The organism is Ectopseudomonas chengduensis (assembly GCF_900102635.1).
GTDB lineage: Bacteria > Pseudomonadota > Gammaproteobacteria > Pseudomonadales > Pseudomonadaceae > Aquipseudomonas > Aquipseudomonas chengduensis.
On record NZ_FMZQ01000017.1, the window covers coordinates 92,164 to 106,695 of the forward strand.

Consider the following 14,532-nt stretch of genomic DNA (forward strand, 5'->3'; position numbering starts at 1 on the left):
GCGCCGTTTTCGTTTATGGCGGGATTACACGCCAAGTTTGTCGCGCAGCGTGTAATACCAGGCGCCAATGGCGCTGAACGGTACCTGGAACAGGCGACCGCCCGGGAAGGGGTAGTGCGGCAACCCGGCGAACGCATCGAAACGCTCGGCCTGACCACGTAACGCTTCCGCCAGCACCTTGCCCGCCAGGTGCGTGTAGGTGACGCCATGGCCGCTGCAGCCTTGCGAGTAGTAGATGTTGTCGCCGATACGACCGACCTGCGGCAGGCGCGACAGCGTCAGCAGGAAGTTGCCGGTCCAGGCGAAATCGATCTTCACGTCCTTCAACTGCGGGAAGGTCTTGAGCATTTTCGGCCGGATAATCGCTTCGATGTTCGCCGGATCGCGTGCGCCATACACCACACCACCGCCGTAGATCAGGCGCTTGTCACCGGTTAGGCGGTAGTAGTCGAGCAGGTAGTTGCAGTCTTCCACGCAGTAGTCCTGCGGCAGCAGGCTGGCGGCGACTTCATCGGACAGCGGTTCGGTGGTGATCACCTGGGTGCCGCACGGCATCGATTTGGACGCCAGCTCCGGCACCAGGTTGCCCAGGTAAGCGTTACCTGCGACGACCACGAACTTGGCTTTGATACGGCCTTGCGGGGTGTGTACCACCGGGTTGGCGCCACGCTCGATGCGAGTCGCTGGAGACTGTTCGTAGATCACTCCACCGAGCGACTCGACAGCGGCAGCTTCGCCGAGCGCCAGGTTCAACGGATGGATATGGCCGCCGCTCATGTCCAGCATGCCGCCGATATAGTTGTCGGTGGCGACCACTTCGCGGATACGCTTGGCGTCCATCAACTCCAGCTGGGTATGGCCGTAGCGCTCCCACAGTTTCTTCTGCGATTCCAGATGGCCCATCTGCTTGCTGGTCAGCGCGGCGAACACGCCGCCATCCTTCAGGTCGCACTGGATGTCGTACTTGGCGATGCGCTCACGAATGATGCGGCCGCCCTCGAAGGCCATCTGTCCGAGCAGTTGTGCTTGCTTGGGGCCGACCGTGCGTTCGATCACGTCGATATCGCGGCTGTAGCTGTTGACAATCTGTCCGCCGTTACGACCCGATGCGCCGAAGCCGACCTTGGCCGCTTCAACAATGCTCACCTTGAAACCGTTTTCCAGCAGAAACAGTGCAGTGGACAGGCCGGTGTAACCCGCACCGATGATGCACACATCGGTTTCCACTTCGCCTTGGAGGGTAGGGCGTTGCGGGACGGGGTTGGCTGAAGCGGCGTAATAGGATTGTGGATATGCCGTGTGCGCCATCTTGAACCTCTGTTCTTTATTTTTTACGAATGATCCGATGCTACCTGAGTTGAAAATGGCCGGCTAGTGTCCGTGCAAAATATTCAACGATCCGGTTTCGATAAAAAATTGGCCTATTTCAGTGAGTTAGCGAAAAAACCTGTTGACGGCCAAAAAGATCTGCGTAGAATGCGCACCCATCGAAGGCACATAGCTCAGTTGGTTAGAGCACCACCTTGACATGGTGGGGGTCGTTGGTTCGAGTCCAATTGTGCCTACCAAATCGATAAAAAGGGGTCGCTAAGCGACCCCTTTTTTTATTGCTCGGATTTTTCGAGCAGGTTTTACGTGTTTGTTTCAAACGGCAGCTTGTCAGGGCTCAGGCTTTCTGAAAGCATCCGCACTCTTTTACTTCCAGTGACTCTGGTTCGGTCTGGTTGGCCTTCGGGCTCCTGCCATCGTTAGGTGGGTACACCGCTGAATCGCTTCCTGGCTCATCCCAACCCACGTGACCTTTCGTAGGGGTCACCACTAGGAGAGGAGGCGCCATGCCCATCATTACTCTTCCCGACGGCAGTCAACGTTCGTTCGATCATCCGGTATCCGTGCTGGAGGTCGCTCAATCCATTGGTGCGGGCCTGGCCAAGGCCACCCTGGCTGGCAAGGTAAACGGCAAGCAGGTCGATGCCTGTGACGTGATCGATACCGATGCCACCTTGCAGATCATCACGCCGAAGGACGAAGAAGGGCTGGAAATCATCCGCCACTCCTGCGCTCACCTGGTTGGGCATGCAGTCAAGCAGCTGTATCCGAACGCCAAGATGGTGATCGGCCCAGTTATCGATGAAGGCTTCTATTACGACATCGCCATCGACCGCCCCTTCACGCCGGAAGACATGGCGGCCATCGAAAAGCGCATGGCCGAGTTGATCGAGAAGGACTACGACGTCATCAAGAAGATGACGCCGCGTGCCGAGGTCATCGAGCTGTTCAAGTCCCGTGGCGAGGAATACAAGCTGCGTCTGATCGACGACATGCCGGACGAAACGGCCATGGGGCTGTATTTCCATGAAGAATACGTCGACATGTGCCGCGGCCCGCACGTGCCGAATACGCGCTTCCTCAAGGCGTTCAAGCTCACTCGTATTTCCGGCGCCTACTGGCGAGGCGACTCGAAGAACGAGCAGCTGCAGCGTGTTTACGGCACTGCCTGGGCTGACAAGAAGCAGCTGGCTGCCTATATCCAGCGCATCGAAGAAGCTGAAAAGCGCGATCACCGTCGCATCGGTAAGCAGCTCGATCTGTTCCACCTGCAGGAAGAAGCGCCGGGCATGGTGTTCTGGCACCCCAATGGCTGGACTGTCTACCAGGTGCTGGAGCAGTACATGCGCCAGGTACAGCGTGAGAACGGCTACGTGGAAGTGCGCACGCCGCAGGTGGTCGATCGCATCCTCTGGGAGCGTTCCGGGCACTGGTCCAACTACGCCGAGAACATGTTCACCACGGCTTCGGAAAACCGCGACTATGCGGTCAAGCCGATGAACTGCCCGTGCCACGTGCAGATCTTCAATCAGGGCCTGAAGTCTTACCGCGACCTGCCGCTGCGTCTCGCCGAATTTGGTGCTTGTCATCGCAACGAACCGTCCGGCGCGCTGCACGGCATCATGCGTGTGCGTGGCTTCGTGCAGGACGATGCGCATATCTTCTGCACCGAGGATCAGGTCAAGAAGGAAGCGGCCGATTTCATCAAGCTGACCCTGCAGGTCTATGCGGACTTCGGCTTCAGCGATATCGCCATGAAGCTTTCGACCCGTCCTGCCAAGCGCGTGGGCTCCGACGAGCTGTGGGATCGCGCCGAAGGCGCGCTGGCCGAAGCGCTGAACGAATCCGGCCTGGCCTGGGAATATCAGCCGGGTGAGGGCGCCTTCTACGGTCCGAAGATCGAATTCACCCTGCGTGACTGCCTGGGGCGTAACTGGCAGTGCGGTACGCTGCAGTACGATCCGAACCTGCCTGAGCGCCTGGATGCCAGCTACATCGCCGAAGACAACAGCCGCAAACGCCCGGTCATGTTGCACCGTGCGATCCTCGGTTCGTTCGAGCGTTTCATCGGTATGTTGATCGAGCATTACGCCGGTTCCTTCCCGGCTTGGCTCGCTCCGACCCAGGCGGTGATCATGAATATCACCGACAAGCAGGCCGATTTTGCCCGTGAAGTCGAGAAAACTCTCAATCAAAGCGGTTTTCGTGCCAAGGTTGACTTGAGAAACGAAAAGATCGGCTTTAAAATCCGCGAGCATACCTTGCTCAAGGTTCCCTATCTCTTGGTTATTGGAGATCGGGAAGTCGAGACTCGATCCGTTGCTGTCCGTACCCGTGAAGGCGTCGATCTGGGCTCTCTGCCCATCGAGCAGTTCGCCTCGCAGTTGCAGCAAGCGGTTTCCCGGCGTGGTCGCCAAGATTTGGAGTAATAACTATTAAGCGTGAAATGAGACAGGACAAGCGGGCCGCCCCTAAGGCGCCGATCAACGAAAACATCACCGCTCGTGAAGTGCGCCTGATTGGTGCGGACGGCGAGCAGGTTGGTATTGTTTCGATCGATGAGGCATTGCGCGTGGCTGAAGAAGCCAAGCTGGATCTGGTAGAGATCTCTGCTGACGCACTGCCGCCAGTTTGCCGCATCATGGACTACGGCAAGCACCTGTTCGAGAAGAAGAAGCAGGCTGCTATCGCCAAGAAGAACCAGCACCAGCAGCAGATTAAAGAAATCAAGTTTCGTCCAGGGACGGAAGATGGGGATTACCAGGTAAAACTACGCAACCTGGTACGTTTCCTTGAAGATGGGGACAAGGCCAAGGTATCTCTGAGATTCCGCGGCCGTGAGATGGCTCACCAGGAACTGGGTATGGAGCTGTTGAAGCGGGTCGAAGCTGACCTCGCTGAAATCGGCACTGTAGAACAGCATCCTAAGCTGGAAGGACGCCAGCTGATGATGGTCATCGCACCCAAGAAGCGTAAATAATCTACCGGGCACTGGCAGGCCTGATGGTTATCAGTTGTTAATGAATGCGGAGTACAAAACATGCCAAAAATGAAAACCAAGAGCGGTGCTGCGAAGCGCTTCCTGAAGACTGCTACAGGCTTCAAGCACAAGCACGCTTTCAAGAGCCACATCCTGACCAAGATGTCCACGAAACGTAAGCGCCAGCTGCGTGGCAGCTCGCTGATCGGTCCGTCGGACAAAGCTAAAGTCGAGCGCATGCTGCGCGTTCGTTAATCGGTCAAGATACTTAGAGGTAATTACTCATGGCTCGTGTTAAGCGTGGCGTTATCGCTCGTGCTCGTCACAAAAAGATTCTGAAACTGGCTAAAGGCTACTACGGCGCTCGTTCGCGTGTGTTCCGTGTTGCCAAGCAGGCTGTCATCAAGGCTGGTCAATATGCCTACCGTGACCGTCGTCAGAAAAAACGTCAGTTCCGCGCACTGTGGATCGCTCGTATCAACGCTGGTGCTCGCGTCAACGGTCTGTCCTACAGCCGTCTGATCGCTGGCCTGAAGAAAGCGTCGATCGAAATCGACCGTAAGGTTCTGGCTGATCTGGCAGTGAACGAAAAAGCGGCGTTTGCTGCGATTGTCGAGAAGGCCAAGGCCGTTCTGGCTTAAGTCCCCCGACAATCACCGGGCTCGCCCGGTGGCAACGTCAAAGATAGGGGAAGAGCCTTAACAGCTCTTCCCCTATTTCGTATCTGGAGTCTGTAAATGGAAAATCTGGATGCATTGGTCTCGCAAGCGCTTGAGGCCGTGCAACGAAGTGAAGATGTCAATGCCCTGGAACAGCTCCGGGTTCAGTACCTTGGCAAGAAAGGCGAACTGACCGCCCTGATGCAGACTCTGGGCAAGCTGTCGGCCGAAGAGCGCCCGCAGGCTGGCGCCCTGATCAACACCGCCAAGAATCAAGTGCAAGACGCCCTGAATGCCCGCAAATCCGTGCTTGAGCAGGCCTTGCTCGCCGAGAAGCTGGCCTCCGAGCGTATCGACGTCACCCTGCCAGGCCGTGGCCAGGCTTCCGGTGGTCTGCACCCGGTCACGCGCACGCTCGAGCGTGTCGAGCAGTTCTTCACCCATATCGGCTACAACGTGGCCGAGGGCCCGGAAGTCGAAGACGACTACCACAACTTCGAGGCGCTCAACATCCCTGGCCACCACCCGGCGCGGGCGATGCACGACACCTTCTATTTCAATGCGAACATGCTGCTGCGTACCCACACCTCGCCGGTTCAGGTACGCACCATGGAATCGCAGCAGCCGCCGATCCGCATCGTCTGTCCCGGCCGTGTCTATCGCTGCGACTCCGATATCACTCACTCGCCGATGTTCCATCAGGTCGAAGGCCTGTTGGTCGACGAAGACATCAGCTTCGCCGACCTCAAGGGCACCATCGAGGAATTCCTTCGTGTGTTCTTCGAAAAGCCCCTGGGCGTGCGTTTCCGTCCGTCTTTCTTCCCCTTCACCGAGCCGTCGGCCGAAGTCGACATGCAGTGCGTGATGTGTTCCGGCAAGGGCTGCCGCGTGTGCAAGCAGACCGGCTGGCTGGAAGTGATGGGCTGCGGCATGGTCCACCCGAACGTGCTGCGCATGAGCGGTATCGACCCGGAGAAATACTCCGGCTTCGCCTTCGGCATGGGTGTCGAGCGCCTGGCCATGCTGCGTTACGGCGTCAATGACTTGCGCCTGTTCTTCGATAACGACCTGCGGTTCCTGGCGCAATTTCGCTAGCCGCCGCCCCTCGTGATCGAATTCGTTTAAGGAGAACAGACAACATGAAATTCAGTGAACAATGGCTGCGCAGTTGGGTGAATCCCGATGTATCCCGCGAGGATTTGGTCGCACGCCTGTCCATGGTCGGCCTCGAAGTCGACGCGGTACAGCCGGTGGCCGGCGCCTTCAGTGGCATCGTGGTCGGTGAGATCCTCAGTGCCGAACAGCACCCGGACGCTGACAAGCTGCGCGTATGCCAGGTGAGCAATGGTGCCGAGACCTTCCAGGTCGTTTGCGGTGCGCCCAATGCCCGCGCTGGCATCAAGATTCCGTTCGCCATGATCGGCGCCGAGCTGCCGGGCGACTTCAAGATCAAGAAGGCCAAGCTGCGTGGCGTGGAGTCACAGGGTATGCTGTGCTCGGCGTCCGAGCTGCAGATCAGCGAAGACAACAGCGGCCTGATGGAGCTGGCGGCCGATGCGCCGGTGGGTAGCGACATTCGCGCTTACCTGCAGCTGGATGACGCCAGCATCGAGATCGGCCTGACCCCCAACCGTGGTGACTGCCTGTCGCTCGCCGGCCTGGCTCGGGAAGTCGGTGCGATGTACAGCGCCGCTGTTTCACCGGTCGCTATCGACGTCGTTGCTCCTGCACATGACGAAGTACGCCCAGTCGAGGTGCTTGCGCCCAAGGCGTGCCCGCGTTACCTCGGTCGCGTTATACGTAACGTTGACCTGTCTCGCCCGACCCCGCTGTGGATGGTCGAGCGCCTGCGTCGTTCCGATATTCGCAGCATCGATGCAGCGGTGGACATCACCAACTACGTGATGCTCGAGCTCGGCCAGCCGATGCACGCCTTCGACCTCGCCGAAATCAATGGCGGCATTCGCGTGCGGATGGCTGAAGAGGGCGAGAAGCTGGTGTTGCTCGACGGCCAGGAAGTCAGCCTGCGTGCCGATACTCTGGTCATCGCTGATCATGGCCGCGCGCTGGCCATCGCCGGCGTGATGGGCGGTGAGCACAGCGGTGTGAGCGACAATACCCGCGATCTGTTCCTGGAAAGCGCCTTCTTCGACAACATCGCCGTTGCCGGCAAGGCCCGCTCCTATGGCCTGCACACCGACGCGTCGCACCGCTTCGAGCGTGGTGTGGATTCGCAACTGGCGCGCCAGGCAATGGAGCGCGCGACTGCGCTGCTGCTGGAGATCGTTGGCGGCGAAGCCGGCCCGGTCATCGAAGTCAGCAGCGAGGCCGATCTGCCGAGCGTGGCGCCGATCACCCTGCGCGCCGAGCGCATCAACCAGATGTTGGGTATGGAGATGGACAGCGCCGAAGTCGAGCGTCTGCTCACCGCGCTGGGGCTGGGTGTCAGCGCTCAGGGCTCCGGCCAGTGGCTGGTCAGTGTGCCAAGTCACCGTTTCGACATCAGCCTGGAAGTGGATCTGATCGAAGAGCTGGGGCGCCTGTACGGCTACAACCGTCTGCCGGTGCGCTACCCGCAGGCCCGTCTGGCGCCACAGGCCAAGTCCGAGGCGCGTGCTGAGCTGCCTGCTCTGCGTCGCCTGTTGGTCGCCCGTGGCTACCAGGAAGCTATCACCTATAGCTTTATCGATCCCAAGCTGTTCGAGCTGTTCACTCCGGGTGTAGAGCCGCTGCAACTGGCCAACCCTATTTCTGCCGATATGGCCGCTATGCGTTCCTCGCTGTGGCCAGGGCTGGTCAAGGCGCTGCAGCACAACCTCAATCGTCAGCAGTCGCGCGTGCGTCTGTTCGAGAGCGGCCTGCGTTTTGTCGGTCAGCTGGAAGGTCTGCAGCAGGAAGCCATGCTCGCCGGCGTGATCACCGGCAGCCGCCTGCCTGAGGGCTGGGCCAACAGCCGTGATAACGTCGACTTCTATGATCTGAAAGCCGATGTCGAGGCGCTGCTGGGTTATGCCGGTGCGGCCGATGCCTTTAGCTTCGTGCCTGGCGAGCATCCTGCTCTGCATCCAGGCCAGACCGCTCGCATCGAACGGGAAGGGCGCCTGGTTGGCTTCATCGGTGCTCTGCATCCTGAACTCACCAAGACCCTGGGCTTGGATCAGCCGGTATTCCTCTTCGAGCTGGTGCTGGCCGAAGTGGCTGCTGGTCGCATGCCTGTATTCAGCGAATTGTCGCGCTTCCCTGAAGTGCGTCGTGACCTCGCGCTGCTGGTCGACCGCGAGCAGCCGGCCGAGGCTGTGCTGGGCGCAATCCGTGAAACGGCGGGAGAATGGCTGACGGACCTCAAGCTATTTGACGTCTATCACGGTAAAGGCATTGATCCGCTTAGAAAAAGCCTTGCCGTCGGCTTGACCTGGCAACATCCATCGCGCACTCTTAATGACGATGAGGTGAGTACTACTACGCAAAATATCCTCACCTGCCTCGAACAAAGGTTCAACGCCACGTTAAGGAAGTAGCGTATGGGGGCTCTGACGAAAGCTGAAATGGCGGAACGTCTGTATGAAGAGCTCGGCCTGAACAAACGGGAAGCCAAGGAACTGGTGGAGCTGTTTTTTGAAGAGATCCGCCAGGCTCTTGAGCTGAACGAACAGGTCAAGCTGTCCGGGTTCGGCAACTTCGACTTGCGCGACAAGCGCCAGCGACCCGGCCGTAACCCGAAAACAGGGGAAGAGATTCCAATCACGGCTCGCCGTGTGGTCACTTTTCGTCCAGGGCAAAAATTGAAAGCCAGGGTCGAGGCCTATGCTGGAACCAAGTCATAACGACGAACTACCGGCAATTCCCGGCAAACGCTACTTCACCATCGGTGAGGTCAGTGAACTCTGCGCGGTCAAGCCCCACGTTCTACGTTACTGGGAACAGGAATTCCCACAGCTGAATCCGGTAAAGCGGCGGGGTAACCGTCGCTATTACCAGCGTCAGGATGTGCTGATGATTCGGCAGATTCGTGCGCTCCTGTACGATCAGGGCTTCACCATCGGTGGCGCACGTCAGCGCCTTTCTGGTGACGAAGCCAAGGACGACACCACTCAGTATCGTCAGCTGATCAAACAGATGATCGCCGAGCTCGAGGACGTTTTGCACGTGCTGAAGAAGTAGGGCTAAGAAAAAGTTGCCTTATTTCAAAAGCTTAATGTATAGTTCCTCCCGCTTTCGGTCACCCGAAAGCATCGTCGGGGCGTAGCGCAGCCCGGTAGCGCACTTGCATGGGGTGCAAGGGGTCGAGTGTTCGAATCACTCCGTCCCGACCAAAAAACCCTAGAAAATCCAGTCATTTAGCGGTGACTGGATTTTTTTATGCCTGCGGTTTTTCGTTGCCAATTGAGATTGGCTTGATAGCGATAGGGGATTAGCATTAATCGAGGGTTCGGAGCAGATCAGCTCGCTCTTGCCCAAGCTGATCCACGCAGAAGGAAGAGCAAACTTAATGGTTTTCAGTGAAGATTCGCGCGTCAAGATCCCCTGTATATTGAACCTAGTTCGCCTGGGCTACAGCTACTTCTCTCTGAAGGGGGCTTCCTGGGATGAGCAAACTAATATCTTCCCCGCGCTTTTTTGTTCTTCGCTAGCCAGGATCAACCCTGGCGTGGAAGCCGCTGACATCGACCGCCTGCTGGCGGAAGTCAAGCTGCTGCTGGACAACGAAGACCTTGGCCAGGCTTTCTATGACAAGCTAATCGAGCGCTCGGGCATCCGTCTGATCGACTTTGAGAACTTCGACAACAACAGCTTCCACGTTGTGACCGAGCTGCCCTGCAAAAACGGCGACGACGAGTTTCGGCCTGACATCACTCTGCTTATCAATGGCATGCCGCTGGTCTTTATTGAGGTCAAGAAGCCCCATAACCGTGAAGGCGTATTGGCTGAGCGAAACCGCATCATTACGCGCTGCCGCAATCCGCGTTTCCGTCGCTTCATTAACATCACCCAGTTGATGGTCTTCTCCAACAACATGGAGTACGAAGACGGTTCTCCGCAGCCCATCGAAGGTGCTTTTTATGCCAGCCCTTCCTATGACACGCCGATCTTCAATTACTTCCGTGAAGAGGAAGCGTTGAATCTGGCCGAGCTGCTGGCTGCCGAAGATGACGACGTCGAGAACGCGGTGCTGCGCGACAACAACCTCAACGTCATCAAGCACAGCCCGGAGTTCCTCAGTAATAAGGATCCCGACGCACCGACCAATCGTATCTGCGCGTCATTGTTCAGCCGCCAACGCCTGGCTTTTCTGCTGCGTTTTTCGCTCGTCTATGTCAACGAGGCCGACGGCCTGCATAAGCACGTCATGCGTTATCCGCAGCTTTTCGCCACTAAGGCGATTGAGAGGAAGCTTGATGCCGGCGTACACAAGGGCATCATTTGGCACACCCAGGGTAGCGGTAAAACCGCGCTTGCCTACTACAACGTCCGCTTTCTGACGGACTACTTCCAGCGCCAGGGCATAATCCCCAAGTTCTATTTCATCGTCGACCGGCTCGATCTGCTCACCCAGGCCCAGCGTGAGTTTTCCGGGCGTGGGCTGATCGTACACAGCATCGACAGCCGTGAAGCCTTCGCCCGTGATATCAAGGCCACCCAGGTATTACACAACCACAGCGGAAGGCCCGAGATCACCGTGGTCAACATCCAGAAATTCCAGGATGACCCGGACGTGGTGCGTACCGAGGACTACGACGTCAACATCCAGCGTGTCTACTTCCTTGATGAGGTACACCGCAGCTACAACCCGCAGGGCAGTTTCCTCGCAAATCTAAGCCAGTCGGACCGTAGCGCCATCAAGATTGGACTTACCGGTACTCCTTTGCTCGGCGATGACTACAACTCCCGCGCTTTGTTTGGCGACTACATCCACAAGTACTACTACAACGCATCCATCGCCGACGGCTATACCTTGCGGTTGATCCGCGAAGAAATCGCCACTAACTACAAACTCGTCCTGCAGGAAGCGCTGGCCGCCGTAGAACTGCAGCAGGGTGATATCGACCGCAAGCTCATCTACGCCCACCCTAAGTTTGTCGAGCCCATGCTCGAATACATCGTGCGTGACTTCGAAAAGAGCCGCGGTGCACTAGCTGATACCAGCATCGGCGGTATGGTGATCTGCGACAGCGCCGAGCAGGCCCGGCAGATGTTTGAGATCTTCAACGCTGTTCATGCCAAGCAGGGCCAGCCCAGCCCCAACCTGCAGGATTCCTCGCAGGCCTTGATCGCCGCAGCGAAGCCCGGCAGTTACGCTGCCCGCAGCCTATTGGAAAACCGCGTCAAGAGCGCAGCACTGATCCTGCACGACGTGGGCAACAAGGAAGAGCGCAAGCAATGGGTGGAAGACTTCAAAGCGGGCAAGGTCGACCTACTTTTCGTCTACAACATGCTGCTTACCGGCTTCGATGCTAAGCGCCTGAAAAAGCTCTACCTAGGTCGTGTGATCCGTTCACACAACCTGCTGCAGGCTCTCACTCGCGTCAATCGCACCTACAAGGATTTTCGCTACGGCTATGTGGTTGATTTCGCCGACATCCGCAAGGAGTTCGACGCTACCAACAAGGCCTATTTCGACGAGCTGCAGGCCGAGCTAGGCGATGAGGTTGAGCACTACTCCAACCTGTTCAAATCCGCTGAAGAAATTGCCGAGGAAATCGAAGCGATAAAGGACATCCTATTCAGCTTCAACATCGAAAACGCCGAAGAGTTTTCGCGGCAGATCACCCAAATTCAGGATCGCGCCACGGTGCTGGCGCTCAAGAAAGCACTGGGCGACGCCCGCAGCCTCTATAACCTGATTCGCCTGCAGGCTGACTACGCACTCCTGCAGCAGCTTGATTTTCAGAAGCTTAACCAACTCTACCGCGAAACCTGCAACCACCTCGACATGCTCAACCTGAAAGAGAGCATCGAATCCAGCACTGACACCAGCAACCTGCTCAACTTGGCGCTGGAAGATGTGCTGTTCATGTTCACCAAGATCCGGGAAGAAGAGCTTGTACTGGCTGACAAGCTCAAGAACACTCTGCGCCAGACCCGCGAAGCACTGGCCGACAATTTCGATCAGCAAGACCCCAAGTTCATCACTCTGAGGCAGGAGCTGGAGCGGCTTTTCAAGAAGAAAAAACTCAACGAAGTCACCCAAGACGAAATGACCGCCAATATCGGCGCGCTCAACGCGATTCATGACCAGGTCAAAGAGCTCAACCGGCAGAATAACCAGCTACGCGCCAAGTATCAGGGTGATGCCAAATACACCCGCATACACAAGCGCCTGCAAGAGCGTGGCGGCCTCACGCAAACCGAACGCCGCCTGTTTGAGGCTCTCTCTGGCGTCAAACAGGCGGCCGACGAGCAGGTGTTACAGAACACCCAGCTCGTGAGTAATGAAAGATATTTCGAAGGGATGATGATGCCGCTCGTGATTGGCGAGTTCCAAAATCACCAGAAGATTAAGCTCACCCCAGACGCTTCCCGCACCATCAACCAGTTGGTGGTGGCCGAATATATTAATGAGTTTGCCTCAGGCACCCGAATAGGAACACGTACGTGGTAACGCAGGAATTTGAGCAACGCACTCGCCGGCTGATTGACAGCCTTAAGTCGACTTGCGCCGACTACGGTTTGGGCAACGACGGCAACGAATTCAAGATCATCACCCAGGTCTTTCTCTACAAATTTCTCAATGACAAATTCACCTTCGAAGCGAAGAAAATCCGTCCTGAGCTAAGCCAAGCCCTCACTTGGGAGCAGGCCATGGCTGGCCTTAGCGCAGATGAATTGGAAATGCTGCAATTGCAGTTGGGACCTGACACTCCACGCCTGAAGCCAGAGCACTTTCTAGCTCATCTGTTTGGCCGGCAGAATGAGCCAGAATTCGCGAAGCTGTTTGACGACACCCTGCGCGACATCGCCATTACCAACAACGACATCTTCGCGGTGAAAACCGATGGCGGAGCCAAAGTCACGCTATTTGACCGCGTCAGCGAATACATCTCAGATCCGTCCAAACGCGACAGTTTTTGCCGCGCATTGATCAACAAGCTGGTGGCGTTCAGCTTTGAGCGTATTTTTACGCAGAAGTACGATTTCTACGCAGCGCTCTTCGAATATCTGATCAAAGACTACAACAGTAACAGTGGTGGTAAATACGCCGAGTACTACACGCCACACTCCGTGGCTCAGATCATGGCCGCCATCCTAGTGCCGGAGAAGGTGCGCGGAAAAATCAGGAACGTGAGTTGCTACGATCCGTCCGCGGGTTCCGGCACCCTGCTGATGAATATCGCCCACGCCATTGGCGAGCAGCGTTGCAGTATCTATTCGCAGGACATTTCACAAAAGTCATCCAGCCTGCTACGCCTAAACCTGATCCTCAACAACCTAGTGCATTCCATCCCTAACATCATCCAGGGCAACACCATGCTTCACCCTTACCATCGGGAGGGCAAAGCGCTTAAAAAATTCGACTATATCGTCAGCAATCCACCGTTCAAGATGGACTTTAGCGATTTCCGTAACGCGCTGGACAGCAATGAGCATCGAGAGCGCTTCTTCGCCGGGGTGCCGAGCATACCCAAGCAGGCCGTCGACAAGATGGCCATTTATCAGCTGTTCCTGCAGCACATCATCCATTCGCTGAAACCCGGCGGCAAAGCGGCTGTGGTAGTGCCCACTGGCTTCATCACTACGCAAAGTGGTATAGACAAGGCTATACGCAAGCATTTGGTGGATAACAAAATGCTGGCCGGCGTTGTATCCATGCCTAGCAATATCTTTGCCACTACCGGCACCAATGTGTCCATCCTATTTATCGATGCCGCTAATAAAGAAGACGTGGTGCTGATCGATGCCTCCAATCTCGGAACCAAGGTCAAGGATGGTAAGAACCAGAAGACCCTCCTTTCCGAAGTCGAGGAAGACCACATTATCGCCACTTTCAACGATAAACGAGAAGTGGAGGATTTCTCCAAAGTGGTGAGTTACGAGGAGCTCGCCGCCAAGAATTACAGTCTGAGTGCCGGGCAGTATTTTGAAGTGAGGATTGAATATTCTGACCTAACTCCGGAGCAGTTCAGTGATAAATTGCAAGGCTTTAGCGAAAATTTAGAAAAATTGTTTTCTTTGTCGTCGAATCTAGAACTCCAAATACTCTCGAAAGTAAAATCATTGGAGTTCAAGTAGATGCTAACCAAAAAGACAAAACCCCTTGGTGATCTAGCTGAAAGGATTACTGTTGGTTACGTAGGGTCGATGGCAAGTGAGTATGTCGATAAAGGCATCCCCTTTCTTCGCTCATTAAATATTCGACCATTTTTCTTCGATCCTTCCAATCTAAAATATGTCACGAGTGCATTTCATAACAAGATCAAAAAGTCAACTTTAAGGCCGGGTGACGTGGCTGTTGTTAGGACCGGAAGCCCTGGTGTTGCCGCTGACCGAAAACTGACCCAGTAGAGGCTGTTCTGCCGACTGAAAACTGACCCAGGTGTTCAACTGCTTCTGCTCAATTTTTGAGCA

At 56.4% G+C, this 14,532-nt stretch carries 11 protein-coding genes and 2 tRNA genes; 12 read left to right on the forward strand and 1 reads right to left on the reverse strand.

What is annotated here, in order from left to right:
* Positions 1–24: 24 nt before the first annotated feature.
* Complete coding sequence (locus BLS08_RS22540) at positions 25–1,308, reverse strand: NAD(P)/FAD-dependent oxidoreductase (protein ID WP_017676596.1); 1,284 nt, start codon at positions 1,306–1,308, stop codon at positions 25–27.
* Positions 1,309–1,491: 183 nt separating this feature from the next.
* Between BLS08_RS22540 and BLS08_RS22545 the strand changes: the two genes are divergently transcribed.
* From BLS08_RS22545 to BLS08_RS22600, 12 genes are all read left to right on the forward strand, one after another.
* Positions 1,492–1,568, forward strand: a tRNA-Val gene (locus tag BLS08_RS22545).
* Between the two features lie 267 nt (positions 1,569–1,835).
* Positions 1,836–3,758 carry a threonine--tRNA ligase gene (gene thrS, locus BLS08_RS22550; protein WP_017676597.1) on the forward strand — a complete coding sequence of 641 codons (1,923 nt, stop codon included), beginning with the start codon at positions 1,836–1,838 and terminating at the stop codon, positions 3,756–3,758.
* A complete protein-coding gene (gene infC, locus BLS08_RS22555) occupies positions 3,758–4,309 on the forward strand; it encodes a translation initiation factor IF-3 (RefSeq protein ID WP_169886860.1) in 552 nt (183 codons plus the stop codon). Before thrS ends, infC begins: the two co-directional genes overlap by 1 nt.
* A gap of 60 nt (positions 4,310–4,369) precedes the next feature.
* Complete coding sequence (rpmI, locus tag BLS08_RS22560) at positions 4,370–4,564, forward strand: 50S ribosomal protein L35 (RefSeq protein ID WP_003461222.1); 195 nt, start codon at positions 4,370–4,372, stop codon at positions 4,562–4,564.
* A gap of 29 nt (positions 4,565–4,593) precedes the next feature.
* Entirely contained in the window at positions 4,594–4,950 is a 357-nt protein-coding gene (rplT, locus tag BLS08_RS22565; RefSeq protein WP_003461224.1) for a 50S ribosomal protein L20, read from the forward strand.
* A gap of 96 nt (positions 4,951–5,046) precedes the next feature.
* Positions 5,047–6,063 (forward strand): phenylalanine--tRNA ligase subunit alpha, encoded by a 1,017-nt coding sequence (pheS, locus tag BLS08_RS22570; protein ID WP_017676600.1) that lies wholly within the window; start codon positions 5,047–5,049, stop codon positions 6,061–6,063.
* Positions 6,064–6,107: 44 nt separating this feature from the next.
* Complete coding sequence (gene pheT / locus BLS08_RS22575) at positions 6,108–8,486, forward strand: phenylalanine--tRNA ligase subunit beta (protein ID WP_017676601.1); 2,379 nt, start codon at positions 6,108–6,110, stop codon at positions 8,484–8,486.
* A gap of 3 nt (positions 8,487–8,489) precedes the next feature.
* Positions 8,490–8,792 carry an integration host factor subunit alpha gene (gene ihfA, locus BLS08_RS22580; protein WP_003243414.1) on the forward strand — a complete coding sequence of 101 codons (303 nt, stop codon included), beginning with the start codon at positions 8,490–8,492 and terminating at the stop codon, positions 8,790–8,792.
* Positions 8,773–9,129 carry a MerR family transcriptional regulator gene (locus BLS08_RS22585; RefSeq protein ID WP_013716019.1) on the forward strand — a complete coding sequence of 119 codons (357 nt, stop codon included), beginning with the start codon at positions 8,773–8,775 and terminating at the stop codon, positions 9,127–9,129. Before ihfA ends, BLS08_RS22585 begins: the two co-directional genes overlap by 20 nt.
* Before the next feature lie 75 nt (positions 9,130–9,204).
* Positions 9,205–9,281 (forward strand) — tRNA-Pro (locus BLS08_RS22590).
* 137 nt (positions 9,282–9,418) lie between these two features.
* The gene (locus BLS08_RS22595) at positions 9,419–12,568 is read left to right on the forward strand and encodes a type I restriction endonuclease subunit R (protein ID WP_241032993.1); all 3,150 of its coding nucleotides are present in this window, start codon (positions 9,419–9,421) and stop codon (positions 12,566–12,568) included.
* Positions 12,562–14,196, forward strand: coding sequence for an HsdM family class I SAM-dependent methyltransferase (locus BLS08_RS22600; RefSeq protein WP_017676603.1), 1,635 nt, complete (start codon positions 12,562–12,564; stop codon positions 14,194–14,196). Before BLS08_RS22595 ends, BLS08_RS22600 begins: the two co-directional genes overlap by 7 nt.
* The last annotated feature ends 336 nt before the right edge of the window (positions 14,197–14,532 follow it).